The 18,836-nt window shown below is 54.4% G+C and carries 18 protein-coding genes; 6 read left to right on the forward strand and 12 right to left on the reverse strand.

What is annotated here, in order from left to right; translation table 11 throughout:
• Positions 1–45 precede the first annotated feature (45 nt).
• The 8 genes from tgt to MKZ07_RS15810 form a co-directional block, all read right to left on the reverse strand.
• Positions 46–1,182: a tRNA guanosine(34) transglycosylase Tgt gene (tgt, locus tag MKZ07_RS15775; protein ID WP_036690552.1), complete on the reverse strand. Its 1,137-nt coding sequence runs from the start codon at positions 1,180–1,182 to the stop codon at positions 46–48.
• Between the two features lie 21 nt (positions 1,183–1,203).
• The gene (gene queA, locus MKZ07_RS15780) at positions 1,204–2,232 is read right to left on the reverse strand and encodes a tRNA preQ1(34) S-adenosylmethionine ribosyltransferase-isomerase QueA (RefSeq protein ID WP_036690554.1); all 1,029 of its coding nucleotides are present in this window, start codon (positions 2,230–2,232) and stop codon (positions 1,204–1,206) included.
• A gap of 17 nt (positions 2,233–2,249) precedes the next feature.
• Complete coding sequence (locus tag MKZ07_RS15785) at positions 2,250–4,352, reverse strand: SpoIID/LytB domain-containing protein (RefSeq protein ID WP_341026474.1); 2,103 nt, start codon at positions 4,350–4,352, stop codon at positions 2,250–2,252.
• Between the two features lie 93 nt (positions 4,353–4,445).
• On the reverse strand, positions 4,446–5,453 hold the full coding sequence (gene ruvB, locus MKZ07_RS15790; RefSeq protein ID WP_036690556.1) for a Holliday junction branch migration DNA helicase RuvB: 1,008 nt from the start codon (positions 5,451–5,453) through the stop codon (positions 4,446–4,448).
• A gap of 26 nt (positions 5,454–5,479) precedes the next feature.
• The gene (gene ruvA, locus MKZ07_RS15795; protein WP_036690557.1) at positions 5,480–6,103 is read right to left on the reverse strand and encodes a Holliday junction branch migration protein RuvA; all 624 of its coding nucleotides are present in this window, start codon (positions 6,101–6,103) and stop codon (positions 5,480–5,482) included.
• Positions 6,100–6,603: a crossover junction endodeoxyribonuclease RuvC gene (gene ruvC / locus MKZ07_RS15800; protein ID WP_036690559.1), complete on the reverse strand. Its 504-nt coding sequence runs from the start codon at positions 6,601–6,603 to the stop codon at positions 6,100–6,102. The genes ruvA and ruvC overlap by 4 nt, the downstream gene beginning before the upstream one ends.
• A gap of 267 nt (positions 6,604–6,870) precedes the next feature.
• Positions 6,871–7,617 carry a BofC C-terminal domain-containing protein gene (locus tag MKZ07_RS15805; protein ID WP_036690561.1) on the reverse strand — a complete coding sequence of 249 codons (747 nt, stop codon included), beginning with the start codon at positions 7,615–7,617 and terminating at the stop codon, positions 6,871–6,873.
• Positions 7,618–7,705: 88 nt separating this feature from the next.
• On the reverse strand, positions 7,706–8,950 hold the full coding sequence (locus tag MKZ07_RS15810; RefSeq protein WP_341026476.1) for a serpin family protein: 1,245 nt from the start codon (positions 8,948–8,950) through the stop codon (positions 7,706–7,708).
• A 193-nt stretch (positions 8,951–9,143) separates the two neighbouring features.
• On the opposite strand from MKZ07_RS15810, the gene fabV reads away from it, so the two are divergent.
• The gene (gene fabV, locus MKZ07_RS15815; RefSeq protein ID WP_036690562.1) at positions 9,144–10,334 is read left to right on the forward strand and encodes an enoyl-ACP reductase FabV; all 1,191 of its coding nucleotides are present in this window, start codon (positions 9,144–9,146) and stop codon (positions 10,332–10,334) included.
• Between the two features lie 225 nt (positions 10,335–10,559).
• Here the strand turns inward: fabV and MKZ07_RS15820 are convergent, their stop codons facing one another.
• The 3 genes from MKZ07_RS15820 to MKZ07_RS15830 all read right to left on the reverse strand — a co-directional run bounded on the left by MKZ07_RS15820 (position 10,560) and on the right by MKZ07_RS15830 (position 13,114).
• Positions 10,560–11,270, reverse strand: coding sequence for an ABC transporter permease (locus tag MKZ07_RS15820; protein ID WP_036690563.1), 711 nt, complete (start codon positions 11,268–11,270; stop codon positions 10,560–10,562).
• Positions 11,267–12,112 (reverse strand): ABC transporter ATP-binding protein, encoded by an 846-nt coding sequence (locus tag MKZ07_RS15825; RefSeq protein ID WP_036690565.1) that lies wholly within the window; start codon positions 12,110–12,112, stop codon positions 11,267–11,269. The genes MKZ07_RS15820 and MKZ07_RS15825 overlap by 4 nt, the downstream gene beginning before the upstream one ends.
• Before the next feature lie 105 nt (positions 12,113–12,217).
• Positions 12,218–13,114, reverse strand: a complete 897-nt coding sequence (locus MKZ07_RS15830) for a LytTR family transcriptional regulator DNA-binding domain-containing protein (protein ID WP_235218328.1) — start codon at positions 13,112–13,114, stop codon at positions 12,218–12,220.
• 150 nt (positions 13,115–13,264) lie between these two features.
• Here MKZ07_RS15830 and MKZ07_RS15835 point away from each other — a divergent pair, with 150 nt between their 5' ends.
• From MKZ07_RS15835 to MKZ07_RS15845, 3 genes are all read left to right on the forward strand, one after another.
• Positions 13,265–13,723, forward strand: coding sequence for a hypothetical protein (locus tag MKZ07_RS15835; RefSeq protein ID WP_036690568.1), 459 nt, complete (start codon positions 13,265–13,267; stop codon positions 13,721–13,723).
• Positions 13,724–13,830: 107 nt separating this feature from the next.
• Positions 13,831–14,985 carry a glycoside hydrolase family 88 protein gene (locus tag MKZ07_RS15840; RefSeq protein ID WP_036690569.1) on the forward strand — a complete coding sequence of 385 codons (1,155 nt, stop codon included), beginning with the start codon at positions 13,831–13,833 and terminating at the stop codon, positions 14,983–14,985.
• Between the two features lie 114 nt (positions 14,986–15,099).
• Positions 15,100–16,065: an MBL fold metallo-hydrolase gene (locus tag MKZ07_RS15845; protein ID WP_341026481.1), complete on the forward strand. Its 966-nt coding sequence runs from the start codon at positions 15,100–15,102 to the stop codon at positions 16,063–16,065.
• Positions 16,066–16,151: 86 nt separating this feature from the next.
• Here the strand turns inward: MKZ07_RS15845 and MKZ07_RS15850 are convergent, their stop codons facing one another.
• A complete protein-coding gene (locus MKZ07_RS15850; protein WP_162174433.1) occupies positions 16,152–16,784 on the reverse strand; it encodes a class I SAM-dependent methyltransferase in 633 nt (210 codons plus the stop codon).
• A gap of 255 nt (positions 16,785–17,039) precedes the next feature.
• Between MKZ07_RS15850 and MKZ07_RS15855 the strand changes: the two genes are divergently transcribed.
• A complete protein-coding gene (locus MKZ07_RS15855; protein ID WP_036690574.1) occupies positions 17,040–17,744 on the forward strand; it encodes a response regulator transcription factor in 705 nt (234 codons plus the stop codon).
• Positions 17,741–18,739: a sensor histidine kinase gene (locus MKZ07_RS15860; RefSeq protein ID WP_036690575.1), complete on the forward strand. Its 999-nt coding sequence runs from the start codon at positions 17,741–17,743 to the stop codon at positions 18,737–18,739. Before MKZ07_RS15855 ends, MKZ07_RS15860 begins: the two co-directional genes overlap by 4 nt.
• Positions 18,740–18,836 lie beyond the last annotated feature (97 nt).

An 18,836-nucleotide genomic window follows, 5' to 3' on the forward strand; every position in this document is an offset into this window, starting at 1 on the left:
ATCATTTCCCCCCTTTCAAGAATAAACATGAACACTCCGTACTCTCTAGAAGCCTTTTAGATTATCATATAATCCGTATTGTGCAAAAAACTCATCGCGAAAATCAAGCAGCCGATCTTCCATGATGGCTTCACGCACTTTACGCATCAATTCCAGCAGGAAGTGTAAGTTATGGTACGTTGTCAGCCGCAAGCCGAAGGTTTCGTCGGCCTTAATCAGATGACGCAGATAAGCGCGGGAATAATTCCGGCAGGTGTAGCAGGTACACTCCGGATCAAGCGGCCCAAAATCACGGGCATACTGCGCGTTGCGCACGACGAGTCTTCCCTGACTGGTCATCGTTGTTCCATTACGGGCAATACGGGTAGGCAGAACACAGTCGAACATGTCTATTCCGCGGATTGACCCTTCCAGCAGCGCATCCGGTGAACCTACGCCCATCAAATAGCGTGGTTTCCCTTGTGGCAGCAGCGGAACCGTGTAATCCAGCACTTCATACATAAGCTGCTTGGACTCTCCGACGCTGAGTCCCCCAATAGCATACCCCGGGAAATCCATGGAAGTCAAATCAGCCGCGCTCTGGCGGCGGAGATCCTCATGCATGCCCCCCTGTACGATGGCGAACAGTCCCTGGTCATTCGGACGGGCATGGCTTTTGAGGCAACGCTCGGCCCAGCGGGTGGTGCGTTCGAGCGATTTTTTCACATACTCATATTCTGCCGGGTAAGGCGGGCATTCATCGAAGGCCATCATAATATCTGAACCGAGCGCATTCTGAATCTCCATAGCCACTTCGGGAGACAGAAACTTCTTATCCCCGTTCAGATGGGAGCGGAAATGAACCCCTTCTTCCGTGATCTTACGCATGTCGCTCAGGGAGAATACCTGGAAGCCGCCGCTGTCGGTCAAGATCGGGCGGTCCCAGTTCATGAACTTATGCAGGCCGCCCGCTTCGCCGATAATCTCATGACCCGGACGAAGGAACAGATGGTACGTGTTGCTCAGAATGATCTGTGCTTCCATCTGCTTAAGCTCTTCAGGACTCATCGTCTTGACAGTAGCCTGGGTGCCTACCGGCATGAAGGTCGGTGTCTCAATAATTCCGTGCGGGGTGTGGACTCTTCCGAGCCGTGCCCCGGATTGTTTACAGGTCTTAATGTGTTCGTAAGTAATTGCTGCCATTGGTTTAACCCTTCCTCTTGCTTAATAAATGAACATTGCATCGCCAAAGCTAAAGAACCGGTACTGCTGCTTAATCGCTTCTTCATACGCAGCGAGAATCAGTTCCCGTCCAGCCAAAGCGCTTACCAGCATAACCAAGGTTGACTTGGGCAGATGGAAATTGGTGATCAGTGCATTGACGACAGTGAATTCATAACCCGGATAGATAAAAATATCCGTCCAGCCGCTGCATGCCTCAATCGGCCCGCCCTGGCATTGTCTGCCTACGGTCTCCAGAGTCCGGCAGGAGGTTGTGCCTACAGCTATTATTCTTCCGCCTCTTGCTCTGGCTTCATTGAGTGCATCCGCCGCTGCCTGGGACAGCTCGAAATATTCAGCATGCATGACATGCTCTTCCACGGTCTCGACAGACATCGGACGGAAGGTTCCGAGACCGACATGAAGTGTGACATAGACGATATTCACACCGATAGCTGCAATCTGCTCCAGCAGCTCTGTGGTGAAATGCAGTCCGGCTGTCGGCGCTGCCGCCGATCCTTCATGCCGGGCATACACGGTCTGATACCGCTCACGGTCATCCAGGGTTTCCTTGATATAAGGAGGGAGCGGCATGGAGCCGAGCCTGTCCAGAATCTCCTGAAAAATCCCCTCATAGATGAAGCGGAGTGTCCGCCCGCCCATATCCGCCTCATCTTCAATCACGGCACGAAGCTCTTCGCTGAAGACGATGACCGCTCCAGTCTTCAGCTTCTTGCCGGGCTTCACCAGCGCCTCCCAGCGGTCCCCTTCCATATTCTTAAGCAGCAGGACCTCCGCCTTGGCTCCGGTATCTTCCTTGACTCCGAACAGTCTGGCGGGAATAACCCGTGTATCATTAAGTACAAGCGTATCGCCCGGGCGGAACTGCCCCAGTATATCCGTGAAATGACCGTGGTCCAGTTGGCCGTTCTCCTTGTCTACCAGCAGCAGTCTGGATGAACTGCGGTCGGCAAGCGGAGTCTGGGCAATCAGCTCCTCCGGCAGATTGAAATCATAAAGTTCAACATTCATAATAGGATCTTCATTCCTTAATTCTTAATTATAGTAACGTTATTGAAATAGTGTTGCAATATTTGCTTATAATCATACCCTTTGTCGGCCATTCCCTTCACGCCCCATTGGGACATGCCGAGTCCGTGCCCGTAACCCCAGCCGATGAAATAGAAGCCCGGACTGCCGGTCACGACTCTGGAGGTCTGATCCGCGCCCATCACAACCGTTCCGCTGCCGCTGGACGTTACTTGGCCCGAGGCAGACAGCACTCCGGCAGAGCTTGCGCTGCCGATAGCAGCTGTAGAGCCGTCAGCGCCTAATACAGTATAACTTCCGGCAGGTACAATATCAAACAAGGTGCTGGGCAATCCGCCGAAGGAGGAACGGAACAGATCCGGGTACTTCACCTGCAGGATCTGGCCGTTCGCCTTGACCTCTACCGCTCTCCCCGATGGCCCGCGCCGGGTAACCTCCAGAGTGGTTATGGAAGAGGGCAAAGTACCGCTGGTCTTGCCGGTCAGGCTCTTCAGCAGCTCAGCTGAAGAATACGGACCCTTGATCCAGCTGTAGCTGCCGGATTCATAGACCTGATTAAGCATTACGGCGTTCTGGCCCGGATTCAGCTTGCCTGCTGGAGCAGCACTGCTGTCAACAACAGGCAGCGGCCGGATATTCACATCCTTGGTTGTGGCTGTGGCAATGGGGAGCCCTGCGGCTGTCTTATCGCCTGTTAATTTGATGTTATCTTCCCGGGCATAGCCGGAGACGCCGCTGTCCAGCAGTACATAATACCACTTCTTGGCCGAACCCACCGCAGCTATATCCTCTGCGCTGGGCACACTGGCATAGTTGCCGCCACTGTTCCATACTTCTGAAGGGTCAGCCGTAACGCCGCCGCTGTTCGAGGAGAAAACTGCCTCTACGACCTTGCCGCCGCTCTGCAGCACTTCGCCTGCCGTTGCATCGACCGCCTTGATGATTGTGGGTGCTTCTGCACCGATTCCGTTATAGACCTGGCTGAGCGTTGTATCCACCACATTGGCAACATCGAAGCGGTTCCCTTGGGACAGCGCGTAACTGCGTGCCGCTACAGCCTGGGCCTTCAGCGCTTCTTCCGGCCAGCCGGAGGATACCTCTCCTCCCACTACGGCATACAGATATTGCTCCAGCGGAACCACGTTAATGACAGACAATGAACCATTCAGATTGCCAAGCTCCATATCGCCGCGGTAGATCCGCTTGGACCTTTCCGTAAGCATGATTCCCTTCTCATTGCCGGACAAGATGAACTTCGTGTCACTTCCGGATAACAGATAATGAAAGGCCTGGATTTCGCTGTTGAAATCGAGCCCTGCGTCCATGCGGATCATTACTCCGGGTGCACCCGGAGCCACAGGCGTCAGAGCAAGCTGAGGAAGCAGCGCAGCTGCCGAAGCAGAGACCGCCGCAAGCTCGCTGTCACTTGACGCCTCGCCTGCCCATACCTCGGTACGCGCACTGCCGCCATCACCGGATATGAATACCGGCCAGGCATCTAAGCCGGCAGTGGTCAGGCTGCTGACTACCGCCTGGGCTTCCTCGAGTGTAGCGTAGGAGCCCGCAGTCAGATGCTTGGTTCCGGCCACCGCAGGGGTCTGCCCCTCAGGAATCGCCAGACCGGCTTTGAGGACGGCGTTCAGCCCGTTATTGGCTGCACTCTCACTGGCATAGCCTCCGGTATATAGCTGATATACCTTGGCGCCGCCTCTCGCAATCATGAAGATCTGCGGCTTATTGGAAGAAGACTGAAGCTTCTTCGCCGCATCCGCAGCGGTCTGCCAGCTTGGCGTCTCCAGCACCTTCACCCGGAACCCGTCCAGACTAACACGGACCTTGTTCTGGGCCGGAACCGACAATAACGGGCTGCCGCCGGCTGCCGGAAGCAGGCTGAAGCTCAGCTCAGACTGCAGGGTTACCAGCGGTACGGTAGATTTATATTTGCTGCCAATGTCGGCATACAGTGCAACCCGGATGGGCCCGCCGGAATCGGCGCGGGCGTGATCTGCCGGAATGAGCAGACTGCCTGCTGCAAGCAATGCAGCCATTGCCCCCCGGCCCAGCAGCCCGATTCCTGTTGTTGTCCACTTCGCAAGTTTCATTGTAGGCCTCCTATAAAGTATTAGTGATAATCAACTTTAGTTTGTACCTAGATCATACGCAAGATGTTGCGGTATAGGCAGGATTCTCAGCAATCAGTTAGGCTGCGGTGGAAGCGGAAGGCCGAGATGATGATATGCCGCAGGCGTAACAATGCGACCGCGCGGCGTGCGCTGCAAGAAACCTATCTGCAGCAGATAGGGCTCGTATACATCCTCAATGGTCTGGCTCTCTTCGCCTATCGTAGCGGCGATGGTATCCAGCCCAACAGGCCCGCCCCGGAAGGAGCTGATCATGGATTGCAGCATCTTATGGTCGATACTGTCCAGTCCCCGGGGGTCCACCTGGAGCATCTTCAGCGATTCGGCAGCAATCTCCGGGGTGATGATTCCGTCGCCCCGGACCTGGGCGTAATCGCGTACCCGCTTCAGTAGACGGTTGGCAATCCGCGGCGTCCCCCGGGCCCGCAGGGCAATCTCTTCCGCTGCATCGCCCAGAATCTCAATGCCCAGCAGTTCGGCGTTGCGGGCCACAATGAAGCTCAGTTCATCGATGGTGTAATACTCTAGCCGGCTGACCACTCCGAAGCGGTCACGCAGCGGAGCAGACAGCAGTCCTGCGCGTGTCGTTGCCCCAATTAGCGTGAAGGGCGGCAGGTCCAGCCGGACCGACCGTGCGCTCGGCCCCTTGCCAATCATAATATCCAGCGCGAAATCCTCCATCGCCGGATACATGACCTCCTCCACCGTCCGGTGCAGACGGTGAATCTCGTCAATGAACAGCACATCGCCTTCCTGAAGGTTCGTCAGCAGCGCCGCCAGATCGCCGGGCCGTTCAATTGCCGGGCCGGAGGTGGTCCGCAGATTGACTCCAAGTTCGTTGGCAATAATATTGGCCAGCGTCGTTTTGCCGAGACCCGGAGGCCCGTACAGCAGCACATGATCCAGCGCTTCACTGCGCATCTTGGCCGCTTCTATATATATTTTCAGGTTCTCTTTCACCTGGTTCTGGCCGATATATTCACCCAGATAACGGGGGCGCAGACTTAATTCCACCGCCTGCTCGTCCATCATCAGATTAGCCGATATAATCCGGTCATCCATTCTTTCTCACTCCGTTCTTCTGGGACCTATTTGGCGATATACAGCAGCCCCAGCGCCTTCTTCATCAGCACATCCACCGGTCCGGTATCCGTGCCTTCCTGCTTCATCTTCAAGTGCACCCGGTCCAGCTCGGCATCGGTGTAACCAAGCGCCTTCAGGGCATCTCTGGCTTCTTCCCACGGGAGCGCCTCCGCCTTGTTCTGCGCTTCAGCCGCTACTGCGAACAATCCCGTCTGTAAGGCTGCCCCGCCGAAGCCGTCCAGCTTGTCCTTCAGGTCCAGAATCATCCGTTGCGCCGTCTTCTTGCCGATTCCCGGCAGCTTCGTCAGGAAGGTGATATTCTCCTGATAGATAGCCGCGATCAGTTGATCCGGCGTTCCGCCAGTCAGAATGCCCAGCGCGACACGCGGGCCGATGCCCGATACCTCAATAAGCTTGCGGAACAGCCGCTGCTCCTCGCGCGACGGGAATCCGAACAGAAGCGTAGCATCCTCGCGGGTCTGATAATGAATGAACACAGTCACCGGACCCTCAGTCTTGGCAAAAGCATACGGGTTCGGGCAGAATACCCGGTACCCCACGCCCTGAACATCCAGCACAACATATTCCGGCTCCAGATGCGCAACCGGCCCTCTAAGAAAATCTATCATTTTCGCAATACCTCATTTAATTTGGAATTAAGACTCACGGAATGGGCATGGCATACCGCCACCGCCAGCGCATCCGCCACATCATCGGGCTTCGGTACAGCCGTCAGCTTCAAGAGCAGCTTGACCATCTCCTGCACCTGCTTCTTCTCCGCCTTGCCGTAACCGACTACAGCCTGCTTCACCATCATTGGGGTGTATTCTGCCACCGGAAGCCCGCGCTGTACGGCTGCCAGAATCAGCACCCCGCGTGCCTGCGCCACCGGTAAGGCCGTGGTCACATTGCGGCTGAAGAACAGCTTCTCTACCGCTACCGCATCCGGTTTATATTTATCAATCAGTTGCACCATGCCTTCATAGACATGCAGCAGACGCTCTTCTTCCGGGGTATGTGCCTCGGTCTGGATACAGCCGTATTGGACCGGTGTTAATTTGTTGCCAACCTTATCTACGAAGCCAAAGCCGACAATCGCCAGCCCCGGATCAATCCCCAAAATGCGCAAGATCCTTCTCTCTCCTCTATGCCCGGGCGGATACTTTCGGATAGACGCCAAGGCAGAATAACCCTGCGGATGCAGGCCCACTGCATCCATCCCTCCGGCCCTAAAGCGAACATATGTATTCCTTCCACCCATTATAGCAAAAAAAATTCCCCGGGAGACAAAAATTTTGTCCCCGGGGAAATGAACCATGCCAAACACAACAAAGACCCGCAGGCCACTTGTGCGCCACGAGTCTTCATGCTACTGCTGCTAATACCATAGTCTCCCTCACTCCGCATGCATCACCTGTTCAGAGGAATCCCGCGCATAGTCGCTGAATGTGGAGAGTACGCTGTTGTACTCCTCCAGATCCTGCACCCGGATGCCCTGATGAAGCTGCTCCCAGATCCCCTTGGGTAAAGAGGATTTAATCGAGCCCATGTCCATTTGGAAAAAGGTCTTCATGACCCGCTCCGCCTCGGGCGGTCCTTGGAACAAGGTCAGGTTGCCTTGCTCGTCCACCCCGAAGTAGGCTTCTTTTTTGGTCAGCGGCGACAGGTCATTGACCCGCTGCTCCAGCCACAGGTCCCCTTCCCGGCTAATCCAGCCGCTCCAGCCCGCATGCCGGACAATCAGCTCGTTAAGCTGGGCCGGGGTCTGCTTGCCCGGCAGGGTCTGTACCTCTTCACCGGCTACATAGAGCGTCTTGAGATGCACTGTTCTGCTGATGGCTTCCTTGCCCACAGCCTTCAGCAGCTCTTGACTGTTCAACACGGCGGCATCCTCTTCGGCATCATCATCTGTATGGTTATATAGGGCGGCTACAGCCGGTAAGCTGCTTCCGGGTTCCAGATTCTGCCCTGCGCTGCCGCTCAGGAATGACGAAGATTTAAGCAGCGTGCTGATCTCTTCCGGAACCTGCATGCCGCGCCAGGCGAGCAACGTCAGTACGAGGCATGCCGCACCTACCCAGGGAGCTTTTTTCCAGCGTCTCCACCGCCGCCACAGTTGTTTTTTCAGGCGAAAAGCATTCACGTTAATCCCTTCATTCTGGTTTTTTCCTATTGTGACCTGTGAAGGGATCATTTATGCGTAAATGCTTGAAATTCATCCCAGCCTGAATTCAATCCGTGCACTGCGGATTCTCAATCGCCCCAAGGAACAGCACAGCTCCGCTCTGCGTGTCCCGGATCATGAACAGGAACGGCCGGTTGACATTCATTTCAAAGGGCTTATCTGCAGGGGGCGCTGCTGCTCCGGTAAGCATACCAATTACAGTGGAAGCCGCTGCCTCCGTTCCCCGCTCGTTCACATCGATATAGGTTTTGTGGATGACCTGTTCCACAAAAATCGGGCTGTCCAGATCCGCCATAAGGGAGAAATCGCCCCGGTTCGGATCAAAGGCAAGCTTCACGCCCAGCGCCTGCAGCACTTTGGAGAGCTCTGTCCCATAGCTGGCCGTGAATCTCGGCAGCAGCAGCGTCCCCAGGGTACTGGAAAAATCCTCATCGAGCGGCAGAGTTCCCTGCTCCAGTTGACCCACAAGCTCCGAGAGAGAGGATTGCTCACCCGGAAGGACCACTACCATCTCCAGCTGTCCCTCTCCGTAGGGAAGCTTCACCGCCTGCCAATCCTCATGAGCTGCATACTCGAACATACCGCTCCGCTTCATCATCATTACCTGCGCTGCCGGTCCGTCCAGTGGATAAAAGTCGGCCTGCTTCGTAGCCTGTTCCTCGAACACATCTGTCCAGTTGCCTTTGAAATACAGCGCATTGACAAGGACAGCCACAGCCAGCGGTCCGGGCGGCTCCGTGAGCATCTCCTGAATCTTGTTCTCCGTATGGTCTGCTACCCAACCGTTAATCTCCTTCACAGACTCCTCTGCCGCCAGGTCCGTAGTCTTAATCTGCGCATCATAGAAGTTCTCACCGGTCTTGAGATATTCCCTGCGCAGCGGCAGGCCCTTCATCCCCCAGACCGAATTTGCGATCTTCAGCTCCACGCCCGGTCCTACATGATTCAAGAGCTTCATTAATGACTGATGGCCAGTATTCAGCTTCTGCCGTTCGTCCGGCGCATAGCCCAGCAGCTTCCCGAGTTCCTCTGCCGTCTCTCCGGCACTGCCGTTATAAGCCAGGGCCAGAGCGGTAGCGACACTGTACGGGGATATCGTCAGGTTCCCGCTCCCCTGCTTCCATAACTGGCCGAACAGCTTCACGCCCAGCCGGTTGCTGCTGTCAGCCAGACCCGAATCGAGCCCTGCTGCAGCAGCCTGTCTCTCCGCGTAATTCATGCCCGAACCCCCTCCACTGCAGCCGCCCAAGAGCAGCACGGCCAGTATAAGTGCGGATAATCTTTTGCCCATTACAGACCCTCCCTAAATTCTCCGTAGCCTCTCTACCCACTGACGCTGCAGATTGGGAAAAGTTGCAATTTCTTAGCGGCAGGCCTACAAAATTGCTATTCATTATATTGAAGGCTTATCTTTCTATGCCATCATTTGCTATACTCTATATTAACGAAAAAAGTTAAAAACTAAAACAAAGGGGATATCCTTGATGATTATTCAGCCAAAAACACGCGGCTTTATCTGCACAACAGCTCACCCGGAGGGATGTGCCGGACAAATACAGGAACAGATCGATTATGTACGGTCCCAAAAGAAGCTTACCGGCCCGGTGAACGTGCTGGTCATCGGCGCTTCCACAGGTTATGGACTGGCTTCGCGAATTGCCGCTGCCTTTGGCGCGGGCGCGAACACCATCGGCGTCTTCTTCGACAAGGCTGCTGAAGGCACCCGCACCGCCTCCGCAGGCTGGTACAATTCTGCTGCCTTTGAACGTGAAGCGGCCAAGCAGGGGCTGAAATCCTTCAGCATCGTCGGCGATGCCTTCTCGGACGCCGTCAAGACCACAACGATCGAACTAATCAAGGCCGAATTCGGCACCGTTGACCTGGTCGTCTACAGCGTGGCCTCCCCGCGCCGCACCCATCCGGTAACCGGAGAGGTGTTCTCTTCGGTTATTAAGCCGGTAGGCGAAGCTTACTCGAACAAGACGATGAACTTCCACACCGGAGAAGTCTCCACCGTTACCATTGAACCGGCTACAGAGGATGAAGTCCGCCAGACCATAGCCGTGATGGGCGGAGAAGACTGGGGCATGTGGATCAGCCAGATGCAGGAGGCCGGTGTGCTTGCTGACGGAGCAACTACCGTAGCGTACTCTTATATCGGACCCAAGATTACGCATCCTATCTACAAGGACGGAACTATCGGCCAGGCGAAGAACCATCTGGAGCAGACCGCCATTGCCTTGAACGATCAGCTCTCCGCCACAGGGGGCCGGGCCTTCGTATCTGTGAATAAGGCACTGGTGACCCAATCCAGCTCGGCGATCCCGGTAGTGCCGCTGTATATCTCCGCCCTGTACAGAGTCATGAAGGAGAAGGAGCTGCACGAGAACTGCATCCAGCAGATGTACCGTCTGTTCGCAGACCATCTGTATAACGGCGGCGAAGCCGCTGCGGACGGCAGCCACCTGATCCGCATTGACGACTGGGAGATGCGCGAAGATGTGCAGATCGAGGTCATGAGACGCTGGAATGAGCTGGAGACCGATAATGTGCCTGAGCTGGCGGATCTGGCAGGCTATCAGGACGACTTCTTCCATCTGTTCGGCTTCCGTACCGAAGGCGTAGACTATGAAGCTGATACAGACCCTGCCGTAGAGATTCCTAATATGGTGTAAAAGCCTGATGCTTGCTGTACAGCAAGCTGAATAAAATGACCATTCGGGCTATGCGCCTGCATCCGAGCACAATGTATGCTGTTTTCCGCATACATTTGGGCCATACGCCTGCGTGCAAGCACAATTCCTATACACCAAGAAGCCGCTCCTCCCCGGAGCGGCTTCCTTTGCGTTCTATCCAGCCTTTGGCGCGGCCTGCGCCACAATCCGCACAGCACCGCCAGTCTATTCATCCCGGAGCCGCTTCTGGTACAGCAGCACAGACACAAGCGTCAGCACGGCTGTCCACGCCGCAATGATCAGAAGAGGCGGCCACACCTCTGCCGCCGAATAACCGGCAGGGCTCAGGTTCAGCAAATGTATTAATTGGCTGCTTGGCATGTAGTCCAGCACTCCTAATACTGGATAATCCTTCGCCAATATTGCTACCGACGGTGCGCCCATGAAAATGAAGGCTACAGGAATGATCGATAAGGACGCATCCAGCAAGGTTTTGGAATAGAGACCGCAGATCGTCCCGGCTGCCGTGTAGAGAACAATGGAAAGAACAATCGCGGCTACAAATGCCCCTATATTTGCAGGCTCATAGCCAAACAACAAGGCAGAGATGGTGAGAACCACCGCTGACATGACAAAGACCAGACTGCTTTTGCCCATGAGCACATCCATTGTAGTAGCCGGAGTCATCATAAGGGACCGCAGCGTGTTACGCTCCTTCTCTTCCGCAATCAGGCAGGCTTGAGCGAAGCAGGTCAGCAGCACAAACGAACTGTTGAACAGAAGTCCGGCGGCTCCCGGCAAGGATGTACCTGCGCTTTTGAACAGCAGCGCAAACAGAATCGGAAACAGCAGCATAATGGACAGCGCATAATTGCGCGAGAATTCCTTGTAATCCTTCACAAAGATCGCGCTGGCCCGCTTATAGGAGATGTTCATAGCAGCTCACTTCCCGTCATTTTGATAAAAATATCACCCAGGCTCGGTTCCTTCGTCTCTACCCGCTCAATGAGCCCCCGCTTCATCCAATCCGCGATCCGGTCCGCCGTGTCCCCATCCACCGGAAGCTCATGAGCCTCTCCGCTGGTCAGCTCCACCCGGATCACGTTCTCGCGGTGCTGACGCTTCAGTTCCCGTGGAGAGCCGATGGTCTGGATACGTCCCTGATAGAGAATCGCCACACGGTTACACAGCAGCTCCGCCTCCGCCATATCATGCGTGGTGATGAAGATGGTCGTGCCCTTCTCGTTCAGATAACGTAAGCCTTTATAGATATGCGCTGAATTCACAGGGTCCAGTGCCGAGGTCGGCTCATCCAGGAACAACAGCTCCGGCTCATGGATAATGGCGCAGGCCAGCATCACCCGCTGACGCATCCCTTTGGACAGCGTGTTTGTTTTCTTCTTGCGCTCACTGCTCAAATTAACGAACTGCAGCACCTGATCCACCGCAGAGCGGGGAAGATCATACAGCTTCCGGTACAGCTCCAGATTCTCCTCTATGGACAACCGCTCGTACAGGCCGCTGTTATCGGTCAGAATGCCAAAACGCATCTTCTGGGCCGACTGCTGCATCGCCTCTGCCGGCTGATCGAATACTTTGGCCGCTCCGCCAGTCGGCTTCAGCTGTGCAGTCAGAATCTTGATTAAAGTGGTTTTGCCTGCACCGCTCGGACCGAGGAACCCGAAAATCTCCCCTTTTGGAATACTGAAGGACACCTCTGTCAGCGCATCTCTAGCCCCGAAGGTCTTGCGGACCTGCTCTACCTGAATAACCGCCATCTCGCCACATCCTTTAGTTGTTGATGGCTTAACGTTATCCGGATTCCAGCCTTTCAGCCACCAAAACCGGGTGAATTGTACCCATTCCGGCCTGAACGGTACCTTTTACAGCTTAAGCAGCGCCTTAAGTTCCGGCAATTTGGAGCGGGATAACGGAACCACGGCCTCCTTGCCGGTGTTCAGCCGCAGACTGTAGCTGTTCTTCGTCCAGGTAATGATCTCGCGTACCTTTTGCAAATTGACGATGTAAGACCGGTGGCACCGGAAGAAGCCGAAGTTCAGCAGCCGCGCTTCAAGCTGGGTCAAGGTCAAGGCACAGTCATAATGCTCACCGCCGACATGCACCAGGATAGAGCCTTCCACACTTTCAATAAAATCAATCTCGGGCGGATCAAATAAAATCACCTTATCCTCCCGTTTGGTCGAGACCTTCTGTAAGGTGATGTTGGCCTCATCCTGCTTCTGCGCCTCCTGCCTGTCCTCTTCCGAATCGCGGATATCCAGCTGATGAAGCCCGGACCCGCTCAGCCGGTAGATGACATCACAGGAGATCAATGCATCCTCCAGATTCGAGGTCAGAATGAGTATCCTTTTCTGCTGCGACAGATCATCCAGTATCCGCTTCAGCTGGCGGCGGTCCTGCTCCTCCAGATAGAAAAACGGCTCCTCCAATACGAGCGTGGACTGATGGGCGAAAAAAGCCCGCAGCAGGGTCACATACACCCTTTTCGAAGAGCTAAGCTGCATCAATCTGACCTTACGTTCCTCCTTCAGCGCAAAATAATCAGTTAACACAGCCGCCCGCTCCCCGCGTCCCGACATCCGGATCAGAAACGAGATTAGCTCCTCTACCGTGAGCCGCATATATTCGTTCTGCCCGGCCCATGACAAATAATTGCCGGAATCCCGGGACAATTGCTCCATTAACAGTTGCTTGCGCCTCAAATCTGTGATAATACCAACCGAAGGGTTCGCAGACAGATCAAGCTCGAGCTTCGGCATTATTAATTCCCCATCTTCATATATAGGTTGAAATTGCATGTCTTCCTCCCGCTCCAGGCTCTCTAGGATATATAATGCAATTATAGAGATATGCTATGTATTTGTCAGGTATGGCCACTATCATTGCACAGAGGAAGGCGGATTTCTGCGATGGGACTACATGCTCTGGGTTTTATCATCTCTTTACTCGTATTACTGCCGAATCTTATATTCCTATTCTTCCCGCCCCGGAGTGTTCCTGACTCCTTGAACTCCGCCCCGCTGGTCTTCACGCTCCTGGAGCGGGCAGGGCAGATTACCTGCTTCATGCTACCCATTCTTTTCGGCCGATTGATTTCTGCTCAGACCCTGGGAGTATCCGCTGTACTGATGGCACTCTGCCTGCTGGTTTACTACGGCGGCTGGGTGCGCTATTTCCGGAGCGGGAGAGCTTTTACGGCGCTGTTCAAGCCCTGGCTGGGCATCCCCGTTCCTATGGCCGTCTTCCCGGCCCTCTATTTCCTGCTGCTTGGCGTTTGGCTCCAGTCCTGGTTGTTCATTGTTTCGGCCTGTCTGTTCGCCGCCGGTCATTTAGTCAACAGCTGGAGCGTCTACGGGCAGCTCCGTTGATAGCAGATCCGCAATATAACTATAGTTTTGCGCAACAAACCTACAGCTTGATCGGCTTATAATAGGGTTAAGCACACTATAGCGATATTATGGAGGTTATGGCGGGTATGAACTGGGAGCAGGCGATTGAGCAGACACTTACGACTACGCGGCTTAATGTGAAGCGATTTGGGGAGAGATTTCCGATTGTAAGTATGGGGGACGGCAAATATCATCTGACCGGCCACACCAACTGGACAGAGGGCTTCTGGCCTGGGATTTTATGGCTAAGCTATGAATACAGCCGGGACCCGGAGATTCATGCCGCCGCCATCCAGGCGACCGATTCCTTCCACCAGCGCATGCTGGACGGGCAGGCACTGGATCATCACGATATCGGCTTCCTGTACTCTCTCTCGGCCAAGGCCCGCTGGATTGCAGACAAGGATGAAGCCTCGCGTCTGCTCGCCCTGCAGGCAGCGGACCAGCTGATGAAGCGCTGGCGTCCTTGTCCGCAGCTCTTTCAGGCTTGGGGGCCCGAAGGCGACAAAGACAACGGGGGACGGATCATCATCGACTGCCTGATGAATCTGCCGCTCCTCTGCTGGGCCAGTGAACAGACCGGCGACCCGGTCTATGCCAGGGCTGCCCGTATCCACGCCGAGACAAGCCGCCGCTTCCTGGTGAGGGGCGATGACTCTTCTTACCATACCTTTTATTTCGACCAGCAGACGGGGGATGCCCTTCGTGGAGGTACGGCACAAGGGTATCAGGACGGCTCCACCTGGACGAGGGGACAGGCCTGGGGTGTCTACGGCTTCGCTCTCGCCTACCGCAGCTTCCAGGAGCCTCATTACCTCGAAGCCTCCAAAAGAATGGCCCGCTACTTCGTGGAGCATCTCCCCGCCGACCATGTAGCCTATTGGGATTTCGATGCCCCGCAGCAGGAAGGCACCCCGCGCGACAGCTCCGCTTCTGCCATCACCGTATGCGGTCTCTTAGAGCTGCTGGAGCATCTGCCGGAGAATGATCCCGACCGGGACTATTTCTGTGACGCCGTGAACAAATCCATGGACTCGCTGATCAATCGCTACTTCACCGCAGGCCACCCGTCAGAAGAGGGATTTCTGCGGCACGGCTCCTATTCGGTCAGAGGCAACGCCTCCCCGGATGACTTCATGATCTGGGGCGATTACTTCTTCCTGGAGGCGCTGCTGCGTCTTGCGCGGGGAATTCCGGGGTATTGGTATGAGCGGGAGACTACACAAAATACAACGATCTGACCTTTTGATCCCAGATTGGTGGAGCATTACACATCCTACTTTATGGAAAAAAATATTGTCTAGCGGACTCTTGTAGCGTATAGTATATTCCCATGTTGGAAGGGAGAGATTACTATGCTGAACAGGATTGAATCATTTGAAGGCTCCAGGCATTTCCGGCTGCAATATATTGCAGACAGCACCGTTGCAGCGGTTGCGGTTCCAGGCACAGGCTCACTCGCAAACGCGGCCATTATTGACCTGGGGGGACTCACTTTGGTGGTGGACACATTCGCGACGCTGGAAGCAGCACAGGATTTGAAGGCTGCTGCTGAGCATCTCACAGGGAACCCTGTATCCTATGTAATCAACACACACTGGCACAGCGATCATACTACTGGCAATCAGGTGTTTGTGCCTGACGCTCAGCTGATTGCAACATCAGGCACCCGTGAGACGATGAATACATTCGCCAGAGACCGGGTAGCCAAGTACCAGAACAACAGAGAGAAGATGCTAGAGGCGATCCGGGAAGCGGAATTGCAAGGCGAGCAGGAGACAGATAGCAAGCTGAAGCAAGAAATGGCTTGGGAGAATGCAACGGACCGTGAGTTCGTGAACATGCTGCCGCAGCTGGTTCATACAGTACCGAGCGTGACTTTTGACCGGCATATGACCATTCATGGCAGCAACCGCAGCGCGCAGCTCATTACATATGGCGGAGGACACACGCAGAGCGATGCTATTGTGTACCTACCGGAAGATAAAATTGTCATTATCGGGGACCTCGTACTCTCGAACCACCACCCTGTTCTAGCCAATGCCAATCCTCAGGAATGGCTGTATATTCTGGAGCAGGTTGAATCGCTGGACGTGGAGACGATTGTACCAGGGCATGGTGAGGTCTGCTCCCTGCAACAGCTTCATGCGGTGAAGGGATACATAAGCAGAATGATCGCCATCGTGACCGAAGCCGTTCAGAATCAGCAGAGTATTGAAGAGATCGAAATCCCTGAAAAATACCGGGCTTGGTACTTCACAACCTATTTCAGGACAAATTTGAATAAGCTCTATGAACTGATTACTGCATCAGGGGAGTAACAGAGAGCATTCGGCGTATATCGTGTAACTAGACGAGGCAAGAAAAGAAGAGCATATCCCTTCTTTTCTTGCTTTTCCTATGCATATTATCCTTTCCTAAGTACAAAACATAGCGTGTCTGCTCCCCCCGTATACGGACTGCCGCAACTATCATCGTAAACACTGTCCGGTTGGAATCCCCAAGGCAACACTTCATCCGCAAGAGTCTCCTGTGTAAACACCGTGTTCCAGATCAAATAATGATGCAGCTCATGATCGGCAAGTATGAGGGTCTGACGGGCCTCCACGGTATGCCCCTCGAAGAAATAAGACGCTTCGAGACATACATGCGGTTCAGCATTCCAAAAACCTCCGTCTGGATGCACCGTCCACGAGGTACTGGCCTGCTTACTCCAATTCGTCTTCTGCGTGAACACATAGGCGATTGAACGTCTTGAGAAATCAAGTCCCGTTACGTTATACCCCTGTTCAAAGAGACGCTTGGTATAGAGCCCCGGTCCACAACCAAGGTCAAGAATACGGCTTCCCGGCGGGATCAGACGGCTAAGCCACTTCACTGAACAGTCAATATCGCTATGCCTGCGGCTCGCCGCTTCCCAGTCCGGATTCAGATGAGCTTCCAGCATTTGCTTCGAGATATACCCGTCATTCCAAAAGGGTTCAACGCTTCGTTGCCAGAGCACAGGTTGTCTGGCAAGTGAAAACAGGTGATTTAGCATATAGTTTCCTTTCATAAAAAGCTCTCGGGCCGTTATACTCTCATTAACTCCCGGTACCTAAATGGTATACGATCCTCTATGTCTGTCTCCAGGCACAGAATGGTTAAAATAAAAGTTGCTGCTGCGGGTAGTGAGCCTAATGTTATAGCACTTCCACTCTTTATGACTTCCAACCATCCTCCCCGCTAACTTCCCTTACTCCCTCACCCGTGTTATATATGTACTTAACTGAACAAGATAAGGAGAGCCTTAGAGATGTCCAAAATTCTGATCGTGGAAGATGATCCGAAGATTGCAGACCTGCTGCTGTCAGCGATTGAGAAGTATGGTTATGAGGGGGGCAGGGTCAAAGACTTTCGTCAGGTGCTACAAGAATTTGAACAGGTAAGGCCGGATCTGGTGCTGCTGGATGTGAATTTGCCCAGCTATGACGGGTATTACTGGTGCCGGCAGATCCGAAAGATCTCTACTTGTCCTGTGCTGTTCATTTCGGCGCGGGATGGGGAGATGGACCAGATTATGGCGCTGGAGAACGGCGGGGATGATTATATTACGAAGCCCTTTCACTCAGGGATTGTACTGGCCAAAATCCACAGCCATCTCCGCCGCGCTTACGGGGAATATGCGGCTAAGCGCGAGGAGCTGATGCTGGAGAAGGAAGGGCTGATTCTGTATCCTGAAAGGCTTGAATTGCAGTACGGGCAGGCGGTCGTGCCTCTTACCCGCAAGGAATCGGATCTCATTGAGAGTCTGATGGAGCGTTACCCGAGGGTTGCCAGCCGGGAAGCGCTGCTGGAGAAGCTATGGGACCCGCAGGCTTTTGTGGATGAGAACACGCTGAACGTGAATATCGCACGGGTCCGCAAGAAATTCCAGGAGCTGGGGATGGAGGATGCTGTGCTTACCGTCAGGGGTTCGGGATACCGGCTGAACAACAGCTGGTCAGGGGCCCAGCCATGAAGCTGTTTCTCCGTGAGCATATGTTGTTATTGGCTGTGCAGATCGTGCAATTCGGTGCTATGCTGTCCATTTACTGGCTGGACGGCTACCGCGATCTGCCGACCGCGCTCTATGCGGTCTTTATTGGCTTCTTCTTCCTCAGTTGCTATCTCATCTACCAATATATCAGCAGGCGCCGTTATTATCTTCGCCTCAGCAGACCTCTGGAGACGCTGGACGAATCCTTTCAGAAGCTGGAGAACCACCCTGTATCCACAGCGCTGGAGCAGCTGCTGCATGCCCAATACGGCTACTATCAGCAGCAGCTGACGGCGGTGAAGCAGCAGCAGGAGCAGCATCTGACTTTCATCGACCAATGGGTCCATCAGATGAAGACGCCTTTGTCAGTCATCGAGCTGACCGTGCAGAATATGGACGAGCCGGAGTTTGCCAGCATCCGCGAGGAGCTGGAGCGTATGCGCAGCGGACTGCATACCGTTCTGTATATGGCCAGGCTGCGGGCTTTTGAGAAGGATTTCCACATCAGGCCTGTCGTCCTGCCGAAGCTGGTGAACGAGGTGGTCCATGATCACAGACGCCTGTTCATCCGCAGCCATATCTTTCCCGAGGTCCAAGCCCCAACTCACGGCCTTACCGCCCAGACCGATGAGAAATGGCTGTTCTTCATGCTGTCGCAAATTATGAACAATGCCATCAAATATTCAGCGGCGGCTAATACGGAGACCGGCCGGAAAATCACTATATCCTGCTATATAAGAGGACCGGAGGCAGTTATTGAGGTTAAGGACCGGGGCATTGGTATTGAGGCGTCTGATCTCAAACGGGTATTCGACCCCTTCTTCACCGGCAGCAACGGGCGCGGGCTGCGGGAGTCTACAGGAATGGGACTGTATCTGACGAAGGAGTCCGCCGACCGTCTCGGGCACCGGCTTGAGCTGGAATCGGCGGCTGGTGAAGGAACGGTGGTGCGGATTATTTTGACGGCGGATACTTAGCTTACAGACGTGTAATAAAAGTGACATCTAAATCGATAGTTGAGACGCTGCCGTCTCCGGTATATTGGTTACAGAACAAGTGAGGGGGAGTACAGCC

The sequence above is a fragment of the Paenibacillus sp. FSL P4-0338 genome (assembly GCF_038002365.1).
Classification (GTDB): domain Bacteria; phylum Bacillota; class Bacilli; order Paenibacillales; family Paenibacillaceae; genus Paenibacillus_AQ.